19 protein-coding genes are annotated in these 20475 nt (G+C 74.6%); 7 read left to right on the top strand and 12 right to left on the bottom strand.

The window, feature by feature from the left end; translation table 11 throughout:
• Window positions 1-34: 34 nt before the first annotated feature.
• The 3 genes from mftM to ACFQH9_RS10835 all read left to right on the top strand — a co-directional run bounded on the left by mftM (window position 35) and on the right by ACFQH9_RS10835 (window position 1966).
• Window positions 35-733 carry a mycofactocin oligosaccharide methyltransferase MftM gene (mftM, locus tag ACFQH9_RS10845; protein WP_379565838.1) on the top strand — a complete coding sequence of 233 codons (699 nt, stop codon included), beginning with the start codon at window positions 35-37 and terminating at the stop codon, window positions 731-733.
• Window positions 734-800: 67 nt separating this feature from the next.
• The gene (locus ACFQH9_RS10840; RefSeq protein ID WP_379565837.1) at window positions 801-1367 is read left to right on the top strand and encodes a VOC family protein; all 567 of its coding nucleotides are present in this window, start codon (window positions 801-803) and stop codon (window positions 1365-1367) included.
• Window positions 1367-1966, top strand: a complete 600-nt coding sequence (locus ACFQH9_RS10835; protein ID WP_379565836.1) for a carboxymuconolactone decarboxylase family protein — start codon at window positions 1367-1369, stop codon at window positions 1964-1966. Before ACFQH9_RS10840 ends, ACFQH9_RS10835 begins: the two co-directional genes overlap by 1 nt.
• 66 nt (window positions 1967-2032) lie before the next feature.
• Here the strand turns inward: ACFQH9_RS10835 and ACFQH9_RS10830 are convergent, their stop codons facing one another.
• The 5 genes from ACFQH9_RS10830 to thiD all read right to left on the bottom strand — a co-directional run bounded on the left by ACFQH9_RS10830 (window position 2033) and on the right by thiD (window position 7511).
• Window positions 2033-2653 carry a hypothetical protein gene (locus ACFQH9_RS10830; RefSeq protein WP_379565835.1) on the bottom strand — a complete coding sequence of 207 codons (621 nt, stop codon included), beginning with the start codon at window positions 2651-2653 and terminating at the stop codon, window positions 2033-2035.
• Window positions 2654-2820: 167 nt separating this feature from the next.
• Entirely contained in the window at window positions 2821-3648 is an 828-nt protein-coding gene (locus ACFQH9_RS10825; protein WP_379565834.1) for an FAD binding domain-containing protein, read from the bottom strand.
• On the bottom strand, window positions 3645-4193 hold the full coding sequence (locus ACFQH9_RS10820) for a (2Fe-2S)-binding protein (RefSeq protein WP_379565833.1): 549 nt from the start codon (window positions 4191-4193) through the stop codon (window positions 3645-3647). Before ACFQH9_RS10820 ends, ACFQH9_RS10825 begins: the two co-directional genes overlap by 4 nt.
• Window positions 4190-6469, bottom strand: a complete 2280-nt coding sequence (locus ACFQH9_RS10815; RefSeq protein WP_379565832.1) for a xanthine dehydrogenase family protein molybdopterin-binding subunit — start codon at window positions 6467-6469, stop codon at window positions 4190-4192. The genes ACFQH9_RS10820 and ACFQH9_RS10815 overlap by 4 nt, the downstream gene beginning before the upstream one ends.
• Before the next feature lie 181 nt (window positions 6470-6650).
• Complete coding sequence (thiD, locus tag ACFQH9_RS10810; protein ID WP_379565831.1) at window positions 6651-7511, bottom strand: bifunctional hydroxymethylpyrimidine kinase/phosphomethylpyrimidine kinase; 861 nt, start codon at window positions 7509-7511, stop codon at window positions 6651-6653.
• A 74-nt stretch (window positions 7512-7585) separates the two neighbouring features.
• Here thiD and ACFQH9_RS10805 point away from each other — a divergent pair, with 74 nt between their 5' ends.
• Window positions 7586-8017, top strand: coding sequence for a nitroreductase family deazaflavin-dependent oxidoreductase (locus ACFQH9_RS10805; RefSeq protein ID WP_379565830.1), 432 nt, complete (start codon window positions 7586-7588; stop codon window positions 8015-8017).
• Between the two features lie 118 nt (window positions 8018-8135).
• Here the strand turns inward: ACFQH9_RS10805 and ACFQH9_RS10800 are convergent, their stop codons facing one another.
• Window positions 8136-9035, bottom strand: coding sequence for a S1C family serine protease (locus tag ACFQH9_RS10800; RefSeq protein ID WP_379565829.1), 900 nt, complete (start codon window positions 9033-9035; stop codon window positions 8136-8138).
• A gap of 849 nt (window positions 9036-9884) precedes the next feature.
• A complete protein-coding gene (locus ACFQH9_RS10795; RefSeq protein ID WP_379565828.1) occupies window positions 9885-10457 on the bottom strand; it encodes a peptide deformylase in 573 nt (190 codons plus the stop codon).
• Window positions 10458-10639: 182 nt separating this feature from the next.
• On the opposite strand from ACFQH9_RS10795, the gene ACFQH9_RS10790 reads away from it, so the two are divergent.
• Complete coding sequence (locus tag ACFQH9_RS10790; protein WP_379565827.1) at window positions 10640-10948, top strand: DUF3263 domain-containing protein; 309 nt, start codon at window positions 10640-10642, stop codon at window positions 10946-10948.
• A gap of 39 nt (window positions 10949-10987) precedes the next feature.
• Window positions 10988-11695, top strand: a complete 708-nt coding sequence (locus tag ACFQH9_RS10785) for a LytR C-terminal domain-containing protein (RefSeq protein ID WP_379565826.1) — start codon at window positions 10988-10990, stop codon at window positions 11693-11695.
• 94 nt (window positions 11696-11789) lie between these two features.
• Here ACFQH9_RS10785 and ACFQH9_RS10780 read toward each other — a convergent pair whose 3' ends face one another.
• From ACFQH9_RS10780 to moeA, 4 genes are all read right to left on the bottom strand, one after another.
• Window positions 11790-14147: an AAA family ATPase gene (locus ACFQH9_RS10780; protein WP_417715122.1), complete on the bottom strand. Its 2358-nt coding sequence runs from the start codon at window positions 14145-14147 to the stop codon at window positions 11790-11792.
• A 78-nt stretch (window positions 14148-14225) separates the two neighbouring features.
• A complete protein-coding gene (locus tag ACFQH9_RS10775) occupies window positions 14226-15233 on the bottom strand; it encodes a CDP-alcohol phosphatidyltransferase family protein (protein WP_379565824.1) in 1008 nt (335 codons plus the stop codon).
• Complete coding sequence (locus ACFQH9_RS10770) at window positions 15230-16081, bottom strand: phosphatidylserine decarboxylase (RefSeq protein WP_379565823.1); 852 nt, start codon at window positions 16079-16081, stop codon at window positions 15230-15232. The genes ACFQH9_RS10775 and ACFQH9_RS10770 overlap by 4 nt, the downstream gene beginning before the upstream one ends.
• Window positions 16082-16547: 466 nt before the next feature.
• Complete coding sequence (moeA, locus tag ACFQH9_RS10765) at window positions 16548-17795, bottom strand: molybdopterin molybdotransferase MoeA (protein ID WP_379565822.1); 1248 nt, start codon at window positions 17793-17795, stop codon at window positions 16548-16550.
• 198 nt (window positions 17796-17993) lie between these two features.
• On the opposite strand from moeA, the gene groL reads away from it, so the two are divergent.
• Window positions 17994-19622, top strand: coding sequence for a chaperonin GroEL (groL, locus tag ACFQH9_RS10760; RefSeq protein WP_379565821.1), 1629 nt, complete (start codon window positions 17994-17996; stop codon window positions 19620-19622).
• A 115-nt stretch (window positions 19623-19737) separates the two neighbouring features.
• On the opposite strand, the gene ACFQH9_RS10755 is transcribed toward groL, so the two are convergent.
• Entirely contained in the window at window positions 19738-20328 is a 591-nt protein-coding gene (locus ACFQH9_RS10755; protein ID WP_379565820.1) for a hypothetical protein, read from the bottom strand.
• Between the last annotated feature and the right edge of the window lie 147 nt (window positions 20329-20475).

The following is a 20475-nucleotide window of genomic DNA, read 5'->3' as shown; positions in this document are numbered from 1 at the left end:
CCCTAGCGTCGGGAGGGACGCGGAAGGGAGCGCCATGATCGGGCTCGCAAGGCTGGACAACGACCTCGCCGGCTGGCTGGACCGCACGCTCGTCGTGCCCGGTGTCCTGCCGCCGGAGCGGTTCGAGGAGGCCTTCGTCGCGATCGTGACCTCCGGCGCGCCCGACCCCGAGGACGCCTGGTTCGCCTTCTACCGCAACACCCTCGACGCGCTGCGCGGCGAGCCGGAGCCGGGCGGCACGAACGCCGAGCTCAAGCCCGTGCACGAGCGTGCCGCCGAGCTCGCCGTCGGGAGCGTACTGGAGCTGGGGGCCTGCTTCGGCTTCCTCGCGCTCCGGCTGGCGGAGGCCGGGCACGAGGTCCTCGCGACCGACCTCGTTCCCGGTGCCGTCGGCCTGCTCGACCGGATGGCCCCGCGGCTCGGGCTCGCGGTCGACACCCTGGTCGCCGACGCCCGTGCCGTGCCCCTGCCCGACGGCAGCGCGGACACCGTGCTGGCCGTGCACCTCCTCGAGCACCTGCCGCCGGAGGAGGGCAAGGCCGTGGTGGCCGAGGCGATCCGGCTCGCCCGGCGCCGGGTCGTCGTCGCGGTGCCGTTCGAGGCGCTGCCCAACGAGACCTGGGGACACGTGACGACCTTCGACGAGGACGCCCTGCACGAGCTCGGCGCCACCACCGGCCTGCCGTACGAGGTCTCGGTCCACCACGGCGGCTGGTTGATCCTCGACCGTTGACGTCACCGTCACCCACGGGGTTGTCTGGGAGCACCTCGACGGGGAGGACCCAGGAGGAGGGCACGGCATGGGCGCCGTCAACACCGAGTTCCGCCTCGGCGGCATCAACCACCTCGCGCTCGTCTGCTCGGACATGGCGCGCACGATCGACTTCTACTCCGGCGTGCTGGGCATGCCGTTGATCAAGACCATCGAGCTGCCCGGCGGCGGCCAGCACTTCTTCTCCGACTGCGGCGGTGGCGACTGCCTGGCGTTCTTCTGGTTCCCCGACGCCCCCGACGGCGTGCCCGGCGTCTCGGCCCCGGCGGTCAAGCCCGGCGAGGGCGACCTGGCCAGCGCGACCGGCTCGATGAACCACGTCGCGTTCCACGTGCCGGTCGAGGAGTTCGAGGAGTACCGGCGCCGGCTCGCGGCCAAGGGGGTCGACGTCAGCCCGATCCTCGACCACGACGACAGCCCGACCACCGTGGCCCGCGAGTTCCACCCCGGTGTCTTCGTGCGCTCGTTCTACTTCCAGGGCCCGGACGGCGAGCTGCTGGAGTTCGCCTGCTGGACCCGGGCCTTCGGGCCGGAGGACGTGACGCACGCGCCGCGGACCGCCGCCGACCGGCGCGTGCCGACGGCGACCGCCTGATGCCGCGGCTGCGCCAGGTCCCCCGCGGCGAGGTCACCGACGAGCGGGTCCTGCGGTACTACGACCTGCTGTTCGGCCCGGACCGCGACCCGGTCGCCGAGCCGGGCACCGCCACCGGCACGCCCGGCGACTGGTGGACGGTGTTCGCGTTGTCCCCCGAGACCTTCCGGCACGCCACGGACGGCTTCGCGCTGTACCGGAACGCCCGGCTCGACCCGGTGCTGCGCGAGCTCGGGCAGTGCCGGGCGGGCTGGGCGCGCGGCAGCCGGTTCGTGTTCTCCCAGCACTGCAAGTCGCTGCGGGGGCTCGGGGTGCCCGAGGAGAAGATCGCGGCGATCCCGGCCTGGTCCGCGGCCGGCTGCTGGACCCCCCTGGAGCGGGCGGTGCTCGCCCACACCGACGCGCTGGTGCTGGACGGCGGGCGGGTGCCGGACGCCGTCGTCGAGGCCCTGCGCGAGGGCCTCGACGACGAGCAGATCCTCCTGCTGACCTACGTCACCTGCCTGTACGAGATGCACGCGACGATCAGCCGGGCCCTGCGCCTGGAGTACGACGACCGCGACGAGCCCGTCACCGAGGTGCCGGCACCCGGGGCCTGAGGGATCGACGCCGCGCCGGACGCCGGCCTGGTCGGACCGGCACCCTGGAGGTCGACCGCGGGCGGCTCAGACGAGCTCGGGCACCCGCAGGTGGGCCAGCGCCAGCTCGAACTCGCGGACCTCGAGGATCTCGGCGCCCAGGTTCTCGGCCGCGTCGGACCGCAGCCGCATGGCCATGTCGCGGCTCGCCGACATCGCCTGCGCGGAGTCGAAGGCCACCGAGGACACCGTGAGGCCCTCGTCGCGGTCCATGAGCAGGCTCGCGCTGCAGAAGCCGTCCATCTCGCCCAGGGCGGGCAGCAGCGTGGTGCGGTAGACCTCCAGGCCGCGGTCCATCACCTCCGGGTTCATGCGGACCCAGGTGACCCGGGTGCACGCCCCCGGTGCCGAGGTGTGGGCCCGGTGCAGGACCCCGATCTCCCACTCGTCGACCTGCGCCGTCCCGTTGAGGGCGTCCGCCGCCCGGTCGCGCAGCGGCCGGACCGCCGCGGCGGAGGCCGTCATCGCGTCCCGGGACTCCCACGCCGTCGTCGCGATGCAGCGGCCCGACTCCCGGTCGACCAGCATCGAGATCCCGATGCACCCGGTCATGTCGAGCACCGCGGGCATGACCTCGTCACGCATCATCGCGATGCCGCGGTCGATGCACTCCCGATGGGCCAGGACGGTGGTGGAGCGTGCGTACACGGCCCACCTCCTTCCGGTCGGGGCGGCGCCCCGGCGGCGCCGCCGGTCGCCGGTCAGCGTCCTCCCGGGCGGCCCGGCGCACAACGGACCTCCGGCCCGGTCCTCGCCCGGGAACGCCGACGTCCCGGCCCCCGCGGAGGGGAACCGGGACGTCGGGAGGGCGGGACTCAGCCCGCGGCGGTCTGCAGCGCCCGCCGGGTCAGCACCGTCACCAGGTGGCGGCGGTACTCCGGGGTGCCCGCGTTGTCGGCCGGGGGCTCGGTGCCCTCGGCGGCCAGCGCGGCGGCCTCCTCGATGCTCTTGCCCTCGGCCAGCGCGGCCTCGGTGGCCCTCGCCCGCAGCGGGGTCGAGCCCATGTTGACCAGCCCGACCCGGCGGGCGCCGTCCGGGGCGGTCACCACGGCCACGGCCACGATCGCCCAGTCGTTGCTGCGCCGGGTGAACTTCTCGTAGGCCCAGCCGGTGCTGCCGGTGCGGGGCACCCGGATCTCGACGATCAGCTCGTCCGGCTCCTTCACCGACGAGAACACGCCGGTGTAGAACTCGGTGATCGGGACCTTCCGCTCGCCCCGCGGGCTGCGGAGCACGATCGTGCCCTCGAGCGCGAGGATCGCGGCGGGCAGGTCCCCGGCCGGGTCGCCGTGGGCGAGCGCGCCGCCCAGGGTGCCGCGGTGGCGGACCTGCGGGTCGCCGACCGTCCGGGTGACGGCCTGGAGCAGCGCGCACTCCTTCGCCAGCACGTCCGAGACGACGATGTCGCGGTAGCGGGTCGCCGCACCGATGGCGACCTCGTCGCCGTCGACCCGGATGTAGTTGAGCTCGGCGAGCCGGCCGATGTCGATGACGACCTCGGGCGCGGCCAGGCGCAGCTTCATGACCGGGAGCAGCGAGTGCCCGCCGGCCAGGACGGTGGCGTCGTCGCCGTGCTCGGCGAGCAGGGCCAGGGCCGCGTCGAGCGAGTCCGGGCGCCGGTAGTCGAAGCCGACGGGGATCACTTGTCGCCCTCCCCGGTGGAGAAGCCCGGCGCCATGGTGCGCTCGCCGGACTCGGCCTCGGCGCGCTGGGCGGCGTCGGGGTCCTTGCCCGCCGCGACCAGCACCGCCCGGACGATGTTGTGGTAGCCCGTGCAGCGGCAGAGGTTGCCCTCCAGCCCCTCCCGGACGTCGGACTCGGTGAGGTCCGGGTTCTCCTCGATGAGGCTGATCGCCGACATCACCATGCCCGGGGTGCAGAACCCGCACTGCAGGCCGTGCTCGGAGCGGAAGGCCTTGGTGACCGGGTGCCCGAGCTCGCCCTGCGCGGCGCCGTCGAGGCCCTCCATCGTGGTGACCGACTGCTGGTCGGTCTGGACCGCCAGCACGGTGCAGGACTTCACCGACTCGCCGTCGACGAGCACCGTGCAGGCGCCGCACGAGGTCGTGTCGCAGCCGATGTTGGTGGCCTTGAGGCCGAGGGTGTCGCGCAGGTAGTGCGCGAGCAGCGTTCGCGGTTCGACGTCGTGGCTGGTGTGCTCGCCGTTGACGGTGATCTCTACCTTCACTTGGCCGACTCCTTCTGGGCCTCGTGGATGGCGGTCCACACCCGCACCGGGGTGAGGGGCATGTCGATGTGGCGGATGCCGAGGTGCGACACGGCGTCGATCACCGCGTTGTGCACGGCCGGGCAGGACCCGATGGTCCCGGCCTCGCCGACGCCCTTGTAGCCCATGGAGTTGATGGTGGTGGGGGTCTCCATGGTGACCAGGTCGAAGCTGGGCAGCTCCGCGGCCGAGGGGATGCCGTAGTCCGCGAAGGTCGCCGTGAGCGGCTGGCCCTCGGCGTCGAACACGACCTCCTCGAGCATCGCCTGCGCGATGCCCTGCGCGATCCCGCCGTGCCGCTGCCCGTCGAAGATCAGCGGGTTGAGGATCGGGCCCGCGTCGTCGAGCGCCCAGATGCGCTCCACGGTGGCCTTGCCGGACTCCACGTCGACCTCGACGACGGCGACGTGCGCGCCGAACGGGAAGGTCGGCTTCTTGGCGTCCCACTCGTGGAAGACCTTGAGCTCCTCCTGCCCGGCCAGGTCGGCCAGCGAGACGCTCTTCGCGCCCGGCGCGCCCTTGACGACGATCGCCCCGTTGGCCTTGTCCAGCTCCAGGTCGTCGACGCTCGCCTCGAGCACGTCCGCGGCGCGCTGCTTGGCCAGCTCGACCAGCTCGACCGCGGCGTTGTGCACCGCGACGCCGCCGGTCTGCAGGCTCCGCGAGCCCATCGTGCCGGCGCCGGTGGGGATCAGGTCCGTGTCGCCGTGCGTCACGGTGATCTTCTCGACCGGGATGCCGAGCTCCTCGCTGGCCAGCATCGCCCACGCGGTCGCGTGGCCCTGGCCGTGCGGCGAGGTGCCGGTGAGCACGGTGACGTTGCCGTCCGGGTGGACCTGCACGGTCGCGTTCTCCACGAACGCGCCGCCGCCGGTGATCTCGACGTAGGACGAGACGCCGATGCCCAGCTGCAGCGCGTCCCCGCGCTCGCGCCGGCGCGCCTGCTCGGCCCGCAGGCCCTCGTAGTCCGCCGCCCGGCAGACCAGGTCGATCGCCTTCGCGTACTCGCCGGTGTCGTACTCGGCGCCGCCCTTCGTGGTGAAGGGGAACTGCTCCGGCTTGATCACGTTCTTCTTGCGCAGCTCGGCCGGGTCCATCCCGATCTCGTCCGCGAAGAGGTCCATGGCGCGCTCGATGGCCTGGGTGGCCTCCGGGCGGCCCGCGCCGCGGTAGGCGGCCGTGGACGTCGTGTTGGTCGCGACCACCTTGGCGGTCGACCAGACCTTCGGGATGTCGTAGGTGCCGGGCGCCATCATCCGCGTGAACATCGGCAGGGCGACGCCCAGGCGCGGGTAGGCACCGGCGTCGGCGACGACGTCGAGCCGGTAGGCCTTGACGGTGCCGTCCCGGTCGCCGCCGATCGTGATGGTCTGCAGCTGGCCGCGGCCCTGCACCATCCCGGTCATGTTCTCCGAGCGGCTCTCGTTCCAGCGGACCGGCCGGCCCACCTTCTTCGACAGCCACGCGACCAGCGCGAACTCGGGGTCGGCGCCGATCTTCGCGCCGAAGCCGCCGCCGACGTCCGGCAGGATCAGCCGCAGGTCCTTGGCGTCCATGCCCAGCCAGCCCGCGACCTCGTCGCGCGCGCTCTGCGCGTTCTGCGTGGAGCAGAAGATCGTGCAGCGGCCGTCCTCGCCCCAGTAGGCGGAGGCCGCGCGGGTCTCCAGCGGCGCCGCCGCCACCCGCTGGTTCACGATCTCCCGGCTGACGACGACCTCGCAGTCGGCGAAGAAGTCCTCGCCGGGCTCGTCCTTGGCCAGGTGCATCGCGGTGACGCTGTTGGTCCCGGCCTCGGGGAACAGGAGGACCTCGTCCTTGAGCGCCTCCTTCATGTCGACCACCGCGTCGAGCGGCTCGTAGTCGACGTCGACGAGGTCCGCGGCGTCCTCGCCCTGGTAGGCCTCCTCGGTGAGGACGGCCGCGACCGCCTCGCCGACGTAGCGCACCCGGTCGGTGGCCAGGAAGGGCCGCAGCATCGCCTTGTTGGCGGCCGGGAACAGCAGCGCCGGGGCGATGTCGCAGTCGGCGCCGGTGAAGACCGCCACGACGCCGGGGGCGTTGCGGGCCTCCTCGACGTCGATCGAGTTGATCGTGGCGTGCGCCAGCGGGGAGCGGACCAGGGTCAGGTGCAGCGCCCCGGTGAGCCGCTCGTCGGTCAGGTCGTCGGTGTATGTCGCGCCCCGTGTGAGGAACACCGGGTCCTCGGTACGGACAACGCGCGTGCCCAAGATGCTCATCGGGCGCGACACTAGACCCGCGCGCGGCCGCATGCGACATGCCGCAGGTCCCTGACCTGCAGGTTAGCCCACCCTAAGACGTCTGCATCGAGAACCGGATCCGCTGTAGCGGTCGAATCGGCACGGAGCACACCGCAGCTGCGGCTCGCATCCGGGGTGCCTTGCGCGGTTGAACGGACGTTCACACCGATGGCACAGTCTCCCACCACGGACGGACCGCCCACAGCGGCGAGACGGGCCCGTGCCCCTGGCCGAGTGGATAGGCGTGGCGCACGGCCTCCACGATGTAGCGCTTGCCGAACTCCACGGCCTCGGGCAGCGCGAGCCCCCGGGCGAGGCCCGAGGCGATCGCGGCGGCCAGCGAGTCGCCGCCGCCGTGGGTGTGCCCGGTGTCGAAGCGCGGGCCGGGCAGCTCGGTGAAGCTCTCGCCGTCGAACAACAGGTCGACGCAGCCGTCGGTGTCCTCGGCCAGGTGCCCGCCCTTGACCAGCACCGCCCGCGGGCCCAGGGCGTGCAGCTCCTTGGCCGCCGCGTACTGGGCCTCGCGGTCGTGCACGTCGATCCCGACGAGCAGGCGCACCTCGTCGAGGTTCGGGGTCACCAGCGTGGCGCGCGGGAAGAGCAGGCCGCGGAACGCGTCGAGCGCGGAGTCCGCCAGCAGCTGGTCGCCGTGCATCGAGGCGGCGACCGGGTCGATGATCAGCGGCGTCCGCCCGTCGGCGCCGATGCCGTTCTCGTCGCACGCGCGGGCGACCGCCTCGATGATCGCGGCGCCGGCCAGCATGCCGGTCTTGGCCGCGTCGAGCCCGATGTCCGACGCCACCGCGGTGATCTGCGCGGCGACGGTCTCCGGCGGGATCGTGTGCACGCCCGTGACCCCGACCGAGTTCTGCACCGTGACGGCGCAGACGGCGAGGCAGCCGTGCACCCCGCAGGCCGCGAAGGTCCGCAGGTCCGCGGCGATCCCGGCGCCGCCGCCGGAGTCGGTCCCCGCGATCGTCATGACGCGGGGCGGGGTCGTGCCGAGGGACGGTTCGGGCATGGGAGGACGGTAGCCCGGCGTGATTCACCCCTGTGCACGGAATGCCTCGCCGGAGGACCGGGTTCTGGGTGGGCATGGCCGACGAGAAGGTGGAGCTCAGCCCCGAGGGCTGGGTTCAGGACCAGACGAAGAAGATCCTGGAGACCGGGACGACCGAGGGCATCGACGTCCTCGGCAGCCCGGTCGTGCTGCTGACGCTGCGCGGCGCGAAGTCCGGGAAGCTGCGCTACACGCCCGTGATGCGCGTGGAGCACGAGGGCAGCTACGCGGTCGTGGCCTCCAAGGGCGGCGCCCCGGAGCACCCGGTCTGGTACTACAACATCAAGGCGCACCCGGAGTTCCCGCTCCAGGACGGCACCGAGACCAAGGACTACGTGGCCCGCGAGGTCGAGGGCGAGGAGCGCGCCGTCTGGTGGGAGCGCGCGGTGCAGGCCTACCCGTCCTACGCGGAGTACCAGGAGAAGACCGACCGACAGATCCCGGTCTTCGTGCTCGACCCGAAGTAACTCCCGGCGCGTGAGCGGCGGCCGCCCTCGGGTGGTCGCCGCTCACATGTCCTCCGGCTCGGCGGGCGCCGCTTCCGCCGAGGTCGGCGGTCGCCGCCTCCCTGCAGCTCGGTTCTCCCTAGAGCTCGGTCGGTACCGCGACGACGTCGACCATCGCGCCGTTGCGCAGCACGGTCACCGGCAGCGGGCGGCCGATCGCGTCGCCGAAGAGCTGGCGCTGGATGCCCTGCGCGTCCTCGACCGGGGTGCGGCCGACGTCGAGCACCAGGTCGCCGCGGCGCAGGCCGGCCCGGTCGGCCGGGCTGCCGGTGACCACCTCGGCGAGCCGCAGCCCGTTGCGCCGGCCGTACCGGTCCGCGACCACGGCCGGCACCGGCGCCGGCGCTCCCACCACCCCGAGGTAGGCACGGCGGACCCGGCCCTCCCGGCGCAGCGTCTCGACGATCCGGCGGGTCGTCGCGTTGATCGGCACGGCCAGGCCGAGGCCGGTCCCGGCGACCGCGGTGTTGATCCCGACCACGCGGCCGCGGGCGTCGGCGAGCGCGCCCCCGGAGTTGCCCGGGTTGAGCGCGGCGTCGGTCTGGATGACGTCCTCCACCACCCGGCCCGCGGCGCCGTCGCGCGTGGGCAGCGCCCGGCCGAGCGCGCTGACGACCCCGGCCGTGACCGACCCGGCCAGGCCGAGCGGGTTCCCGACCGCGACCACGAGCTGCCCGACGACGAGCGCGTCCGCCTCGCCGAGCCGGGCGGGCTCCGGGAGCGGTTCGTCGGCGCGCAGGAGTGCGAGATCGGACAGCGGGTCCGAGCCGGCCACCCGGACCGGGACCTGGGCGCCGTCGGCGAAGTCGGCCCGGCCGCGGGTCGAGCGGCCCACGACGTGCGCGTTCGTCAGCAGCTCCCCCGGCGCGACGACGACCGCCGAGCCGGTGCCGCGACCGAACCGGACGGCCGCGACCCGGGGCGTCAGCTCCGCGGCGACCGCGCTGACCGTGCGGGAGTAGGCGTCGAGCTCCTCCATGACGAGCCTCCTGATTACAGCGTTGCAGGAGGCTCAACGGGGTGGTGGGCCCGCGTGTTCCCGGCTCACGGGGTGCCCGCGGGGAAAGCCCGCCACCCCGTTCAGCCCGACACGGTCCGAGGCCCTCCCGTCGAGCGCGCACCTCGGTCGTGACCGGCGCGGGGAGTCCGGTACCCGCGTCGAGCCGGGTACCCGTCGAGTCCGGCACACCCGTCGAGCCCGGGCACCTCGAGCCCGACACGCGCCCGGGCGCGGCGGCCCACCGGTCGAGGCACGGCACACCCGTCGGAGTGCAGTCGCACCCCGACCCGCGGCGGCCGCACAGTCGCCCAGGCGCCGCACATCCGTCGGAGCGCAGTCGCACCCCGACCCGCGGCGGCCGCACAGTCGCCCAGGCGCCGCACATCCGTCGGAGCGCCCTCCTACACCCGGGCTGAGCGCGCCACACCCCGTCGACGCCCTGTGTCTCGCTCCGGCGGGTGTGCGAGGCGGGTCGGGCTTCACCCGCGTTCGACGGACCCGGTGGGTCACAGAAAGCGCCGCCTCTCAACCGCCGAGGCCGGCGGGACACCGTGCGACCAGGACGGACGTCGCGCTCGCCGACGCTCCCACACCCCGCGCGGCCCGACACACCCCGTCGACAGGATGTGCGAGGAGCCTGCCGGGTGTGCGGCGCGGCCACGACGGGTGTGCGACGCGGTGAAGGACCCGCGGCGCGTTCCGGACGGGTGTGCGACGCGCTGAAGGACCCGCGGCGCGTTCCGGACCGGTCCGCGCGGACCTGCCGCCCGGCCGGCCCCGGCTGTTCGAGCCCGCCGGCGCCGACGACGCGTGGGAGGCGGCGGCGCCTCAGACCTCCTCGGCCTGCTGGGTGGCGGGGTCCCAGGTGCGGCCGGGCTCGCCCCATCCGTTGCGGCGCAGCATCTTCTTGGCGGCGCGCTGGTTGCGGCCGACGAGGCGGTCCACGTAGACGATGCCGTCGAGGTGGTCGGTCTCGTGCTGCAGGCAGCGGGCGAAGAAGCCCTTGCCCTCGACCTCGACCGGCTCGCCGAACTCGTCCGTGCCCGTGACCTTCGCCCACTCGGCCCGGCCGGTCGGGTACTGCTCGCCGGGGACGGAGAGGCAGCCCTCCTCGTCCTCGTCGGGGTCGGGCATGCCCTCCGGCTTCTCCGAGGTGGTCAGCACCGGGTTCACGACGACGCCGCGGCGCATCGTGCGGGTCTCCTCGTCCGGGCAGTCGTAGACGAACACCCGCAGGCCGACGCCGATCTGGTTGGCCGCGAGCCCCACCCCGTGCGCCGCCGCCATGGTGTCGAACATGTCCGCGACCAGCGCCCGGAGCTCGTCGTCGTGGGTCTCGACGCGGCGGGTGGGGGTGTGCAGGACGGGATCGCCGACGATGACGATGGGACGGACGGCCACACCGCGACAGTAGTGTCCGTCGCCGATCTTCCCGGTGCCTCCCCGCCGCCGCGGCGGGCGGTCCGGCGATTCACGCCGCCGAGTGGCGCGTCCGCCCCGTTTCCGTCGGTCCACCGTGGTTCAATGGCGCCCGCGAATGACAGGTGTGTCATTACGTACGCAGCGACTGTGCGAGGAGCGTGATGGAGTCCGCCACGGAACCCAGCGGGACGAGCCGTCCCGCCGGCCCGCCGGTCCGCGAGCTGGACCGCCGCGAGCGCGAGATCCTCGCCTTCGAGGGTCAGTGGTGGAAGTACCAGGGGGCCAAGGAACAGGCCATCCGCGAGCTGTTCGACATGTCGGCCACCCGGTACTACCAGGTGCTCAACGCGCTGGTCGACACGCCCGAGGCACTCGCGGCCGATCCCCTCCTGGTCAAGCGGCTCCGCCGGCTCCGGGCCAGCCGGCAGCGCACCCGCGCCGCCCGCCGGCTCGGCATGGAGCCCTGGTGACCGACCCGACCGCCGCCGCCCCCGCACCGGAGGACTGACGTGACCGCACCCGCGTCCGGACCGTCACCGCTGAAGGTCGGCGGCATCGCGCTGATCGGTGTCGCCGTGATCGCCGCCGTGATCGGGCTGGTCTCGCTGGGCACCGGCGGCGGGGACGACGACGGGTCCGGCTCCACCGCCGCCCCGCCCACCGCCTCGGTCGCCCCCGCGACCCCGCCCGGGTCGGGGACGGACGAGGTGCCGCTGCCCTCCTTCTCCGCCACGCCGACGGCGCTCGCGCCGAACGGCACCGGCGCGCCGGGGGGCGCGGGCTCGGGCGGCACGGGAGGTACGAGCGGGGTGGGCGGCGTCGGGGGCACCGGAGGAACCGGGGACGCGGCAGGCTCCGCGGGCGCTGCGGGTGCCGGAGGAGCCGGGGGCATCGGGAGCTACGGCGGCGGTTCGGCCGTCGCCCCCACCCTGCCGCTGCGCGTCTACAACAACAGCACCATCGAGGGCCTGGCCGCGCAGGCCGCGTCGGACTTCCGCAACGGCGGCTGGACGGTCACCGACACCACCGGCTACCCCTACGGCGTCATCCCGACGAGCACGGTCTACTTCCGGCCGAACACCGGCGAGCAGGCCTCGGCCGACCGCCTGGCCCAGGAGTACGGGCTGCGCGCGGAGCCGCGCTTCGAGGGCATCCAGGACGCCAGCCCGGGCCTCATCGTCATCGTCACGCAGGACTACCAGAGCAGGAACAAGTAACACCCCACGGACCGGTCCGCTCCCCAGCGCACGGCGCGCCCCCACTCCGGGGCGCGCCGTTCGCCGTTCCGGCGCCCGGCCGCAGCACGGGTCCTCAGTCGGCGGCGCGGCGTGCCGCGTAGGCCTCGAGCTCGGCCACCTGCACCGGGTCGAGGCTCGGCGGTACCGCGCGGCGGGCCTTGTCCAGGTGCGCGGCCGTGACCTCCGTGGCGTCGAGCGACTCCCGCATCGCGGTCAGCGCGGCCTCCCGCAGCACCGCGGCGCAGTCGGCCGCCGAGTAGCCCTCGAGCTCCCCGGCGAGGGCGGCGAGGTCGACGTCCGTGGCCAGCGGGGTGTTGCGGCCCGCCGCGCGCAGGATCTCCGCGCGGGCCTCGGCGTCGGGCGGCGGCACGAAGACCAGCCGCTCCAGCCGTCCCGGGCGCAGCAGCGCGGGATCGACCAGCTCGGGCCGGTTGGTCGCGCCGACCACCACGACCTCGCGCAGCGGGGTGGCCCCGTCGAGCTCGGTGAGCAGGGCGGCCACCACCCGGTCGGCCACGCCGGAGTCGGTCGAGCCGCCGCGACGCGGCGCGAGGGCGTCGACCTCGTCGAGGAACACCAGCGCGGGCGCGGCGTCGGAGGCCTTGCGGAACAGCTCGCGCACCGCGCGCTCGGACTCGCCGACGTACTTGTCCAGCAGCTCGGCGCCCTTCACGGAGAACACGTTGAGCTGGCCGGATCCCGCCAGCGCCCGGAGCAGGAAGGTCTTGCCGCCGCCGGGCGGCCCGTAGAGCAGCACCCCCCGCGGGGCCTCGACACCCAACCGCGCGAAGGAGTCCGGGTAGCGCAGCGGCCACAGCACCGCCTCGGTGAGCGCCTGCTTCACCTCGGCCATGTCGCCGACCTGGTCGAGCGTGAGGCCGCCGGTCTGCAGCGTCCCGGTGGAGGACATGGAGATCGGCCGCACCGACCCCACCGCGCCCAGCAGGTCGGCCATCTCGATGCGGGCCCCGTCGGTCTGCGCGTCGTCCGTCCCGGCGCCCGGCGGCTCGGCCGGGTCCGTCGGCCCGGGGGCGGGCTCGTCGACGACGTCCGCGGCGGGGACCTCCGCGGGCTTCCCGGCGCCGTGCCGCAGCGCCGCGGTGATCGCGGCCTCCCGGCGGACCGCCGCCAGGTCGGCCACGACGAAGCCGGGGGTCCGCGCGGCGACGTCCGCGAGGTCGACGTCGTCGGCCAGCGGGACGTCGGCGAGCAGCCGGCGCAGCAGGTCCGCCCGCACCGGGGCGTCCGGCAGGCCGAGGCCGAGCTCGCGGTCGGCCAGGTCCGGGGCACGCAGCCGCGGGTCGACGGCCTCGGGTGCCGCCGTCGTCGCGACGAGGGCGAGGTTCGGGGTGCCGATCGCCTCGCGCAGCCCGTCGAGGACCAGCGTGGCGAGCGGCGGCGGCGAGGCGGCGGGCAGCAGCGCGTCGACGTCCGTGACCAGCAGGACCACCGGCCGTCCGGCGCCGGCCTCGCCGCGCGCCCGGGTCAGGCGCTCCTGCACCCGCGCAGCCGCGGACGCGGGCTCCAGCGCCGCGATCGCGGGTCCGGGCAGCTCCACGGTTCCGGCTCCGACCGAGGCGGCGACGCTGTGCACGAGCGTCGTCTTGCCGACGCCCTCCGGTCCGGTCACGAGCACGCCGAGCCGGGGCGTCCCGCCGAGCCGGACCAGCAGCTCCGGCCGGGAGAAGGTCAGCTCCAACCACTCGACGAGCCGGCGGGCGGCCGCGGTGTTGCCGACCAGGGCGTCGAGCGGGAGCGGGGCCTCGGTCGGCTCCGCGCTCGCCGGCGGGGCGGGCGGCGGGGGCGTGCTCGACGCCGACGGTCTGCTCGTCGGCTGCGGAACCGCGGAGGGGGCGGCCGGGGAGTCCGCGGTCGTCGGCCCGTCCAGCCAGCCGACGACGGTGGTCGGGTGCACGGACACCGGACCGGGGGGGTCGGCCTGGGACACCGTGACCAGCTCGCTGGTCCAGGCCCCGCCGATGGCCGCGGCCAGGGCCCGGCGGGCACGCGGCACGTCGGCCCCCGGCGGCGGGGCGATGTCCTGCGGCCGCAGGGACACCGCGTCCCCCGCGGTGAGGACCTTGCCGAGCAGCGCGAGCCGGGCCGTGGCCGGCGGGACCGCGCTGCGCACCAGCCGTGAACCCGCGAGCACCACCCGCCGGGCGGGGGCCACCGCGACCGGCCCGACGACCACGGACGCCCCGTCCGTCAGGCCGGCGTTGGAGAGCGTGACGTCGTCGAGCAGGGCCTGGCCGGGCGCGGCCGCCGGGTCGCCGGCGACGGCGAGGGCGCTGGTGACCCGGCCGCCGGTCAGCGTGACGGCGTCCCAGCTGCGCAGGTGCAGCGCGTCGAGCACCTCGGGGTGGAGCCGCACGACCCCGCGCCGGGCGTCGACGGCGGAGGTGGCGAGGCGGGCGACCAGCGTGATCACGGGCACCGGGTAACCGTATCGATCCGCCCGAACCGCCCCGGCGGGTCCGGCGGGCTCCCTGCGGCGACCCGGGCGGGCTCAGCGGCGCCGCAGCCCGCGGCGGCGTTCGGTGCTCGGCAGGCGCCGGGACTGGCCGCCCAGGGGGCGCATCGGCCGCACCGGGCGCGACGGCCCGGTGCCGAACGGCTCGACGGGGTCCTCCGCGCTGCGCCGCCGCACCATCCCGCCCATGTTCCGGGCGACCTGCATGGTCCGGCCGGCCACCCGGCGGCGCAGCGGCGGCCGTAGGCCCAGCCGGCGGGCGGACCGGGCGGTGCGCCCGACGGCCCGACGCTCGCGCACCGGCACGCCCCACGCCTCCGGGTGCCGCTCCAGCCACTTGTAGCGGTAGACGGTGTACGGGATGAGCAGCAGGTAGCCGACGCCGATCAGCGCCATCCCGAGGAACGGCGCGGTCAGCAGGATCGCCGCGGCCACCCCGACCAGCACCAGCAGCGGCGCGATCCACCGCGGCTGCACCCGCGCGGTCTTCAGCGAGAGCGTGGGGATCCGGCTGACCATCAGTGCCGCGGTGCACAGCGCCCACACCCCGACGGTGACCGGGGAGGACCACCAGCCGGGGCCGAAGTGCAGGAAGAGGTACAGCGGGATGCCCGCCGTGAGCGCGGCCGCCGGGGCCGGGACCCCGACGAAGAACTCCTTGGCGAACGGCGGCTGGTCCTCGTCGTCGATCAGGGTGTTGAAGCGGGCGAGCCGCAGCGCCATGCACACCGCGAAGATCAGCGCGACGACCCAGCCGAGCCGGGTGCCCTGCAACGCCCAGATGTAGATCACCAGCGCCGGCGCGACACCGAAGGACACCAGGTCCGCCAGCGAGTCCAGCTCCTGCCCGATCCGGCTGCTGGCGTCGAGGAGGCGGGCCAGCCCGCCGTCGAGGGCGTCGCACAGGGCGGCCGCCCCGGCCGCGGCGATGCACAGCTCGAACCGCCCGTGCAACGCGAAGTTGACCGCGGAGAGGCCGGCACACAGGGCGAGGACGGTGACCGCGTTGGGTAGGAGGCGCACGCCCGCCTGGTAGGGGTTCACGGCCGGTCCTTCTCCGCGCCGACGATCGTCGTGCCGGTCGTCCCCGTGCCGGTCGTCCCCGCGCCGTCCTTCTCGACGGCGAGGTCCGCGAGCACGGTCTCGCCGCCGATGGTGCGCTGGCCGAGCGACACCTCGGGCGCGACGCCCGGCGGCAGGTAGGTGTCGACGCGCGAGCCGAACCGGATCAGGCCGTAGGTCTCGCCGGCGGCCACCTCGTCGCCCGGCCGCACGTCGCAGCGGATCCGGCGGGCGAGCAGCCCGGCGATCTGCACGACGCCGACGAGGTGCCCGGTCTGCGTCTCGAGGACCAAAGCGTTGCGCTCGTTGTCCTCGCTGGCCTTGTCCAGGTCCGCGGAGAGGAAGGCGCCGGGGCGGTACTCGACCGACCGGATCCGGCCGTGCATCGGGATGCGCTGGACGTGCACGTCGAGCACCGACAGGAACACGCTGATCCGGGTGACCGGCTCGCGCGGCAGGTCCAGCTCCGCGGGCGGCACGACCTCGGAGATCAGCGCGACGGTGCCGTCGGCGGGGGCGAGGACCGCACCCGGGCGCGGCGGCGGGACGCGGCGCGGCTCGCGGAAGAAGGCGGCGGTGGCGGCGGTGGCCAGCAGCCCGGCGCCGGTGCCCCGGCCGGTCAACAGCCGGACCGCGCCGGCCGCGGCGGCGACCGCGGCGATGACCGGGCGGCCGCCGGGGTGCAGCGGCGGGACGGCCTCGCGCACCAGCTTCGCGGCGTGCAGCAGCGGGTTCTCACCGCCCGTGGCAGGCGGGGCGGTCGGCGGGCTCAGCTCCGGGTGGCCCCCGGGGGCGCCCGGGGGCGGGGTCGCGGGGGTGGTGGCGGCCATGGTCGCCAGCGGCTCCTCGTCGGCTGCGCCGTTTCTCCCGGACTCCCGGCCGGTGCGGGAGGGAGGGCGCGGCCGCCACGCTACTGCGATCCCGGGACGTGGCGGTGGGGCCCCTGCGCCCCGGGCGGGCGCGACGGGCGGGCGAACGGCGAGGATCCGGGGACAGCAAAGGGCCGGGGCCGCCATCCCCCGAGACGGCGACCCCGGCCTTGGAACCGCTCGTCCGCTCCCCAGCGACGGGCGGTAGGTCCTGTGCGTCGGAAGGTGGTTACCCGCCCCCCGCTCAAAGTATCCCCAGCACCCGACCGATCGTCCAGATCAATCCCCGAGGAACTGAATGATCTGCACCGATCGGCCGAACGCTCACCTCGTAAGACGTCCGGGACCGGCGAAGTGTTGCACCCTCCGCATGTGATGCGTACCACTTTCCGGGTGACAGGGTAGCGCCGTACCCCCTAAAGGCCGCTCACAGGCCGTTGTCGAGCAGCCAGACCTCGACCTCGTCACCCGGTTCGACCATCGTGACCTCCGCCGGGACCACGAACAGGCAGTCCGCCCTGGCCAGGGCGGCGAGCATGTGCGAGGCGGGCGAGCCGACCTCGCCGACCGTGCCGTCCCGCGCGTCGAGCGTGCCGCGGCGGAACTGCGTGCGCCCGGCGGGCGAGCGGAGGGCGTCCCGAGAGCGGGCCGTGACGGCGGGACGGTCGGGGTAGGGATGACCCATCGCCCGTCGCAGCACGGGCCGGACGAACACCTCGAAGGAGACCTGCGAGCTCACCGGGTTGCCCGGCAGCGTCACCACGGGGCAGCTGACCTCGCCGAACTCCACCACGCCCGCGCCCTGCGGCCCGCCGGGCTGCATCCCGACCCTGACGAACTCGACCCCGTGCCCGGTCAACGCGTCCTTGACCACCTCGTAGGCGCCCGCACTGACCCCGCCGGAGGTCAGCACCAGGTCGACGCCCGCGACGATCCGCTCGGCGAGGACCTTCCGGAACTGCTCGACGTCGTCCGGCACGAAGCGGAGCTGCTCGGCGGTGGCGCCGGCGTCCCGCACGGCGGCGGCGAGCATCGAGCCGTTGGACTCGTAGATCTGCCCCGGCGCGAGCGGCTCGCCGGGCGCGACGAGCTCGGAGCCGGTGGAGAGGACGAGGACGTGCGGCCGGCGGCGCACGGGCAGCGAGTCCCGGCCGACGGCGGCGGCGACGCCGATCTGCGCGGCGCCGAGGACGGTGCCGGCGTCGAGCACCACCGTGCCCTCGTGGACGTCCTCGCCGACCGTCCGGACGTGGGTCCCGGCCGCGGGCGCGGCCGAGATCGCGACGGTGTCCGTCCCGCCGTCCGTGAACTCGACCTGCACGACCGTGTCGGCGCCGGCGGGGACGGGGGCGCCGGTCATGATCCGGGCGGCGGTACCGGGCTCGAGCGCCGGCACGTCCGTACGGCCGGCGGGGATGTCGGTGGCGACGGGCAGGGCGACGGGGGCCGCCTCGCTCGCCCCGGCGACGTCGGCGGCCCGGACGGCATAGCCGTCCATCGCGGAGTTGTCGAAGGGCGGCAGGGAGATCGCCGCGGTGACCGGCTCGGCGAGCACCCGCCCGCGCGCCTCGGCGAGCGGCACCACGACCACGCCGGTCGGCGGCAGGAGGGCCGCGACCACGGCCCGGTGCTCCTCGACGGTGCGGGGCGGTTTCGCGGCGGTCACGCCGGCCATCCTGCCGCAGGGCCCGCGCAGGGGCCGGGTCGGCCCGGGCTCGGTTGCACTCGCCCACCCCGAGTGCTAAAAACGGCGCTGGCACTCGCCTGTGGTGAGTGCCAGGTCGGGCCGGTGAGGCCGGCGCAGGGTTGCCGGCCGTCCGTCGCGGGCGCCGTGTTCGAACCGACGAGTCATCCCAACCGGAGGACCACCCCCATGGCGAAGCAGATCGCGTTCGACGAGGAGGCGCGCCGCGGGCTCGAGCGCGGCATGAACACCCTCGCCGACGCCGTCAAGGTGACGCTCGGCCCGCGCGGCCGCAACGTCGTCCTGGAGAAGAAGTGGGGCGCGCCCACCATCACCAACGATGGTGTGTCGATCGCCAAGGAGATCGAGCTCGAGGACGCCTGGGAGAAGATCGGCGCCGAGCTCGTCAAGGAGGTCGCGAAGAAGACCGACGACATCGCGGGTGACGGCACCACCACCGCCACCGTGCTGGCGCAGGCGTTGGTCCGCGAGGGCCTGCGCAACGTCGCCGCCGGCGCGAACCCGATGGGTCTGAAGCGCGGCATCGAGAAGGCCGTCGAGGCCGTCTCGCAGTCGCTCCTGAAGTCGGCCAAGGAGGTCGAGACCAAGGAGCAGATCGCCGCCACCGCGTCGATCTCCGCCGCCGACAAGCAGATCGGCGAGCTCATCGCCGAGGCGATGGACAAGGTCGGCAAGGAAGGCGTCATCACCGTCGAGGAGTCGCAGACCTTCGGGCTCGAGCTCGAGCTCACCGAGGGCATGCGCTTCGACAAGGGCTACATCTCCCCGTACTTCGTGACCGACGCGGAGCGCATGGAGGTCGAGCTCGAGGACCCCTACGTCCTCCTCGTCTCCTCCAAGATCTCGACCGTCAAGGACCTGCTCCCGCTGCTGGAGAAGGTCATGCAGTCGGGCAAGCCGCTGGCGATCATCGCCGAGGACGTCGAGGGCGAGGCCCTGGCCACGCTCGTCGTCAACAAGATCCGTGGCACCTTCAAGTCCGTCGCCATCAAGGCCCCGGGCTTCGGTGACCGCCGCGAGGCCATGCTCACCGACATGGGCATCCTGACCGGCGGCGAGGTCATCTCGGAGAAGGTCGGTCTCAAGCTGGAGAACGCCGACCTGTCGCTGCTCGGCCGGGCGCGCAAGGTCGTCGTCACCAAGGACGAGACCACCATCGTCGACGGTGCGGGCGACGCCGACCAGATCGCCGGTCGCGTCAACCAGATCCGCGCCGAGATCGAGCGCACCGACTCGGACTACGACCGCGAGAAGCTGCAGGAGCGTCTGGCCAAGCTGGCCGGCGGTGTCGCGGTCATCAAGGCGGGCGCGGCCACCGAGGTCGAGCTCAAGGAGCGCAAGCACCGCATCGAGGACGCCGTCCGCAACGCGAAGGCGGCCGTCGAGGAGGGCATCGTCGCCGGTGGCGGCGTCGCCCTGATCCAGGCCGGTGCGGGCCTGTTCGAGGGCCTCGGCCTGGACGGCGACGAGGCGACCGGCGCGAACATCGTGAAGGTCGCCCTGGAGGCGCCGCTCAAGCAGATCGCCGTCAACGCCGGCCTCGAGGGCGGCGTCGTCGCGGAGAAGGTGCGCAACCTCCCCGCCGGCGAGGGCCTCGACGCGGCCACCGGTGAGTACAAGGACCTGGTCAAGGCCGGCATCATCGACCCGGCCAAGGTCACCCGCTCGGCGCTGCAGAACGCGGCCTCGATCGCGGCCCTGTTCCTCACCACCGAGGCGGTCATCGCCGACAAGCCGGAGAAGAACGCCGCTCCGGCCGGCGACCCGACCGGCGGCATGGGCGGCATGGACTTCTGATCGGTCCTGCCACCTGGTACGTCCCGCGGGGGCGGTGGGCTTCGGCCCGCCGCCCCTGCGGCGTTCTCGGGGTGCGACGGGCTCGGTGCCGGTCGCGTGAGCGCTCGGAGGCGGCTCAGCCGATGATCCAGAGCCAGACCCCGGCGCCGATCAACACGGCGGCCGGGACCAGCGCGAGGAGCACCGGCCAGACCCGGCGGGCCCTCGTCGTCGCCCACCAGAAGCCGGCCGGCCAGGCGATCGCGACCGCCCCGATCACCCCCCCGAACGCCACGCCGCCCCAGTGCCCGAGGCCCAGGCCGAACGCGATCGCCATCAGCGCGAAGTACGCGGGCGCGAGTGCGCACAGCACGGTCAGGCACAGCCCGACGATCCGGGTGGCGAGCACCGCGGCGGGCGCTCGCCGTCGTCCCGGCGCCGGCGCGGGGTGTGCCGCGGCGGGGAACCGCGGGCAGGGCTGCTCCGCGAACGGACCCTCCTGCCCGGGCGGGCGGGACGGGGTGGGGAAGCGCAGGAAGGGCTGCTCCGCGAACGGCCCCTCGGGGAGACGCGGTGGCGGGACGGACGCCGGAAGGGGTGGCGGAACGGGCGCCGGAAGGGGAGCCGGGACGAGGGCGCCGGGATGCCCCAGGCCGGCGGTCAGCGAGCCGGGTCCGGCAGGGCGGCGCCCTGTCCTTCCCGGGACGTCGTGCGGCGTCGTCGTCATGCGGTCGACGGTAGGAACCAGGGGCTCGGGAGGCAGTCGTGCCAGCACCACACCGAGCGGCGGGCAGCACGTGATCCGTCCGGGCGTCACCTGGCGGCTGCCGCCACAGCAGCACCGTGACGCTCGCACGCCCGCACCCGCGCGTGA

This window comes from Pseudonocardia lutea (assembly GCF_042658055.1).
Lineage (GTDB): Bacteria > Actinomycetota > Actinomycetes > Mycobacteriales > Pseudonocardiaceae > Pseudonocardia > Pseudonocardia lutea.
Note: the sequence above shows the minus strand (reverse complement) of the source record. Positions and strands in the feature narration are given on the sequence as shown.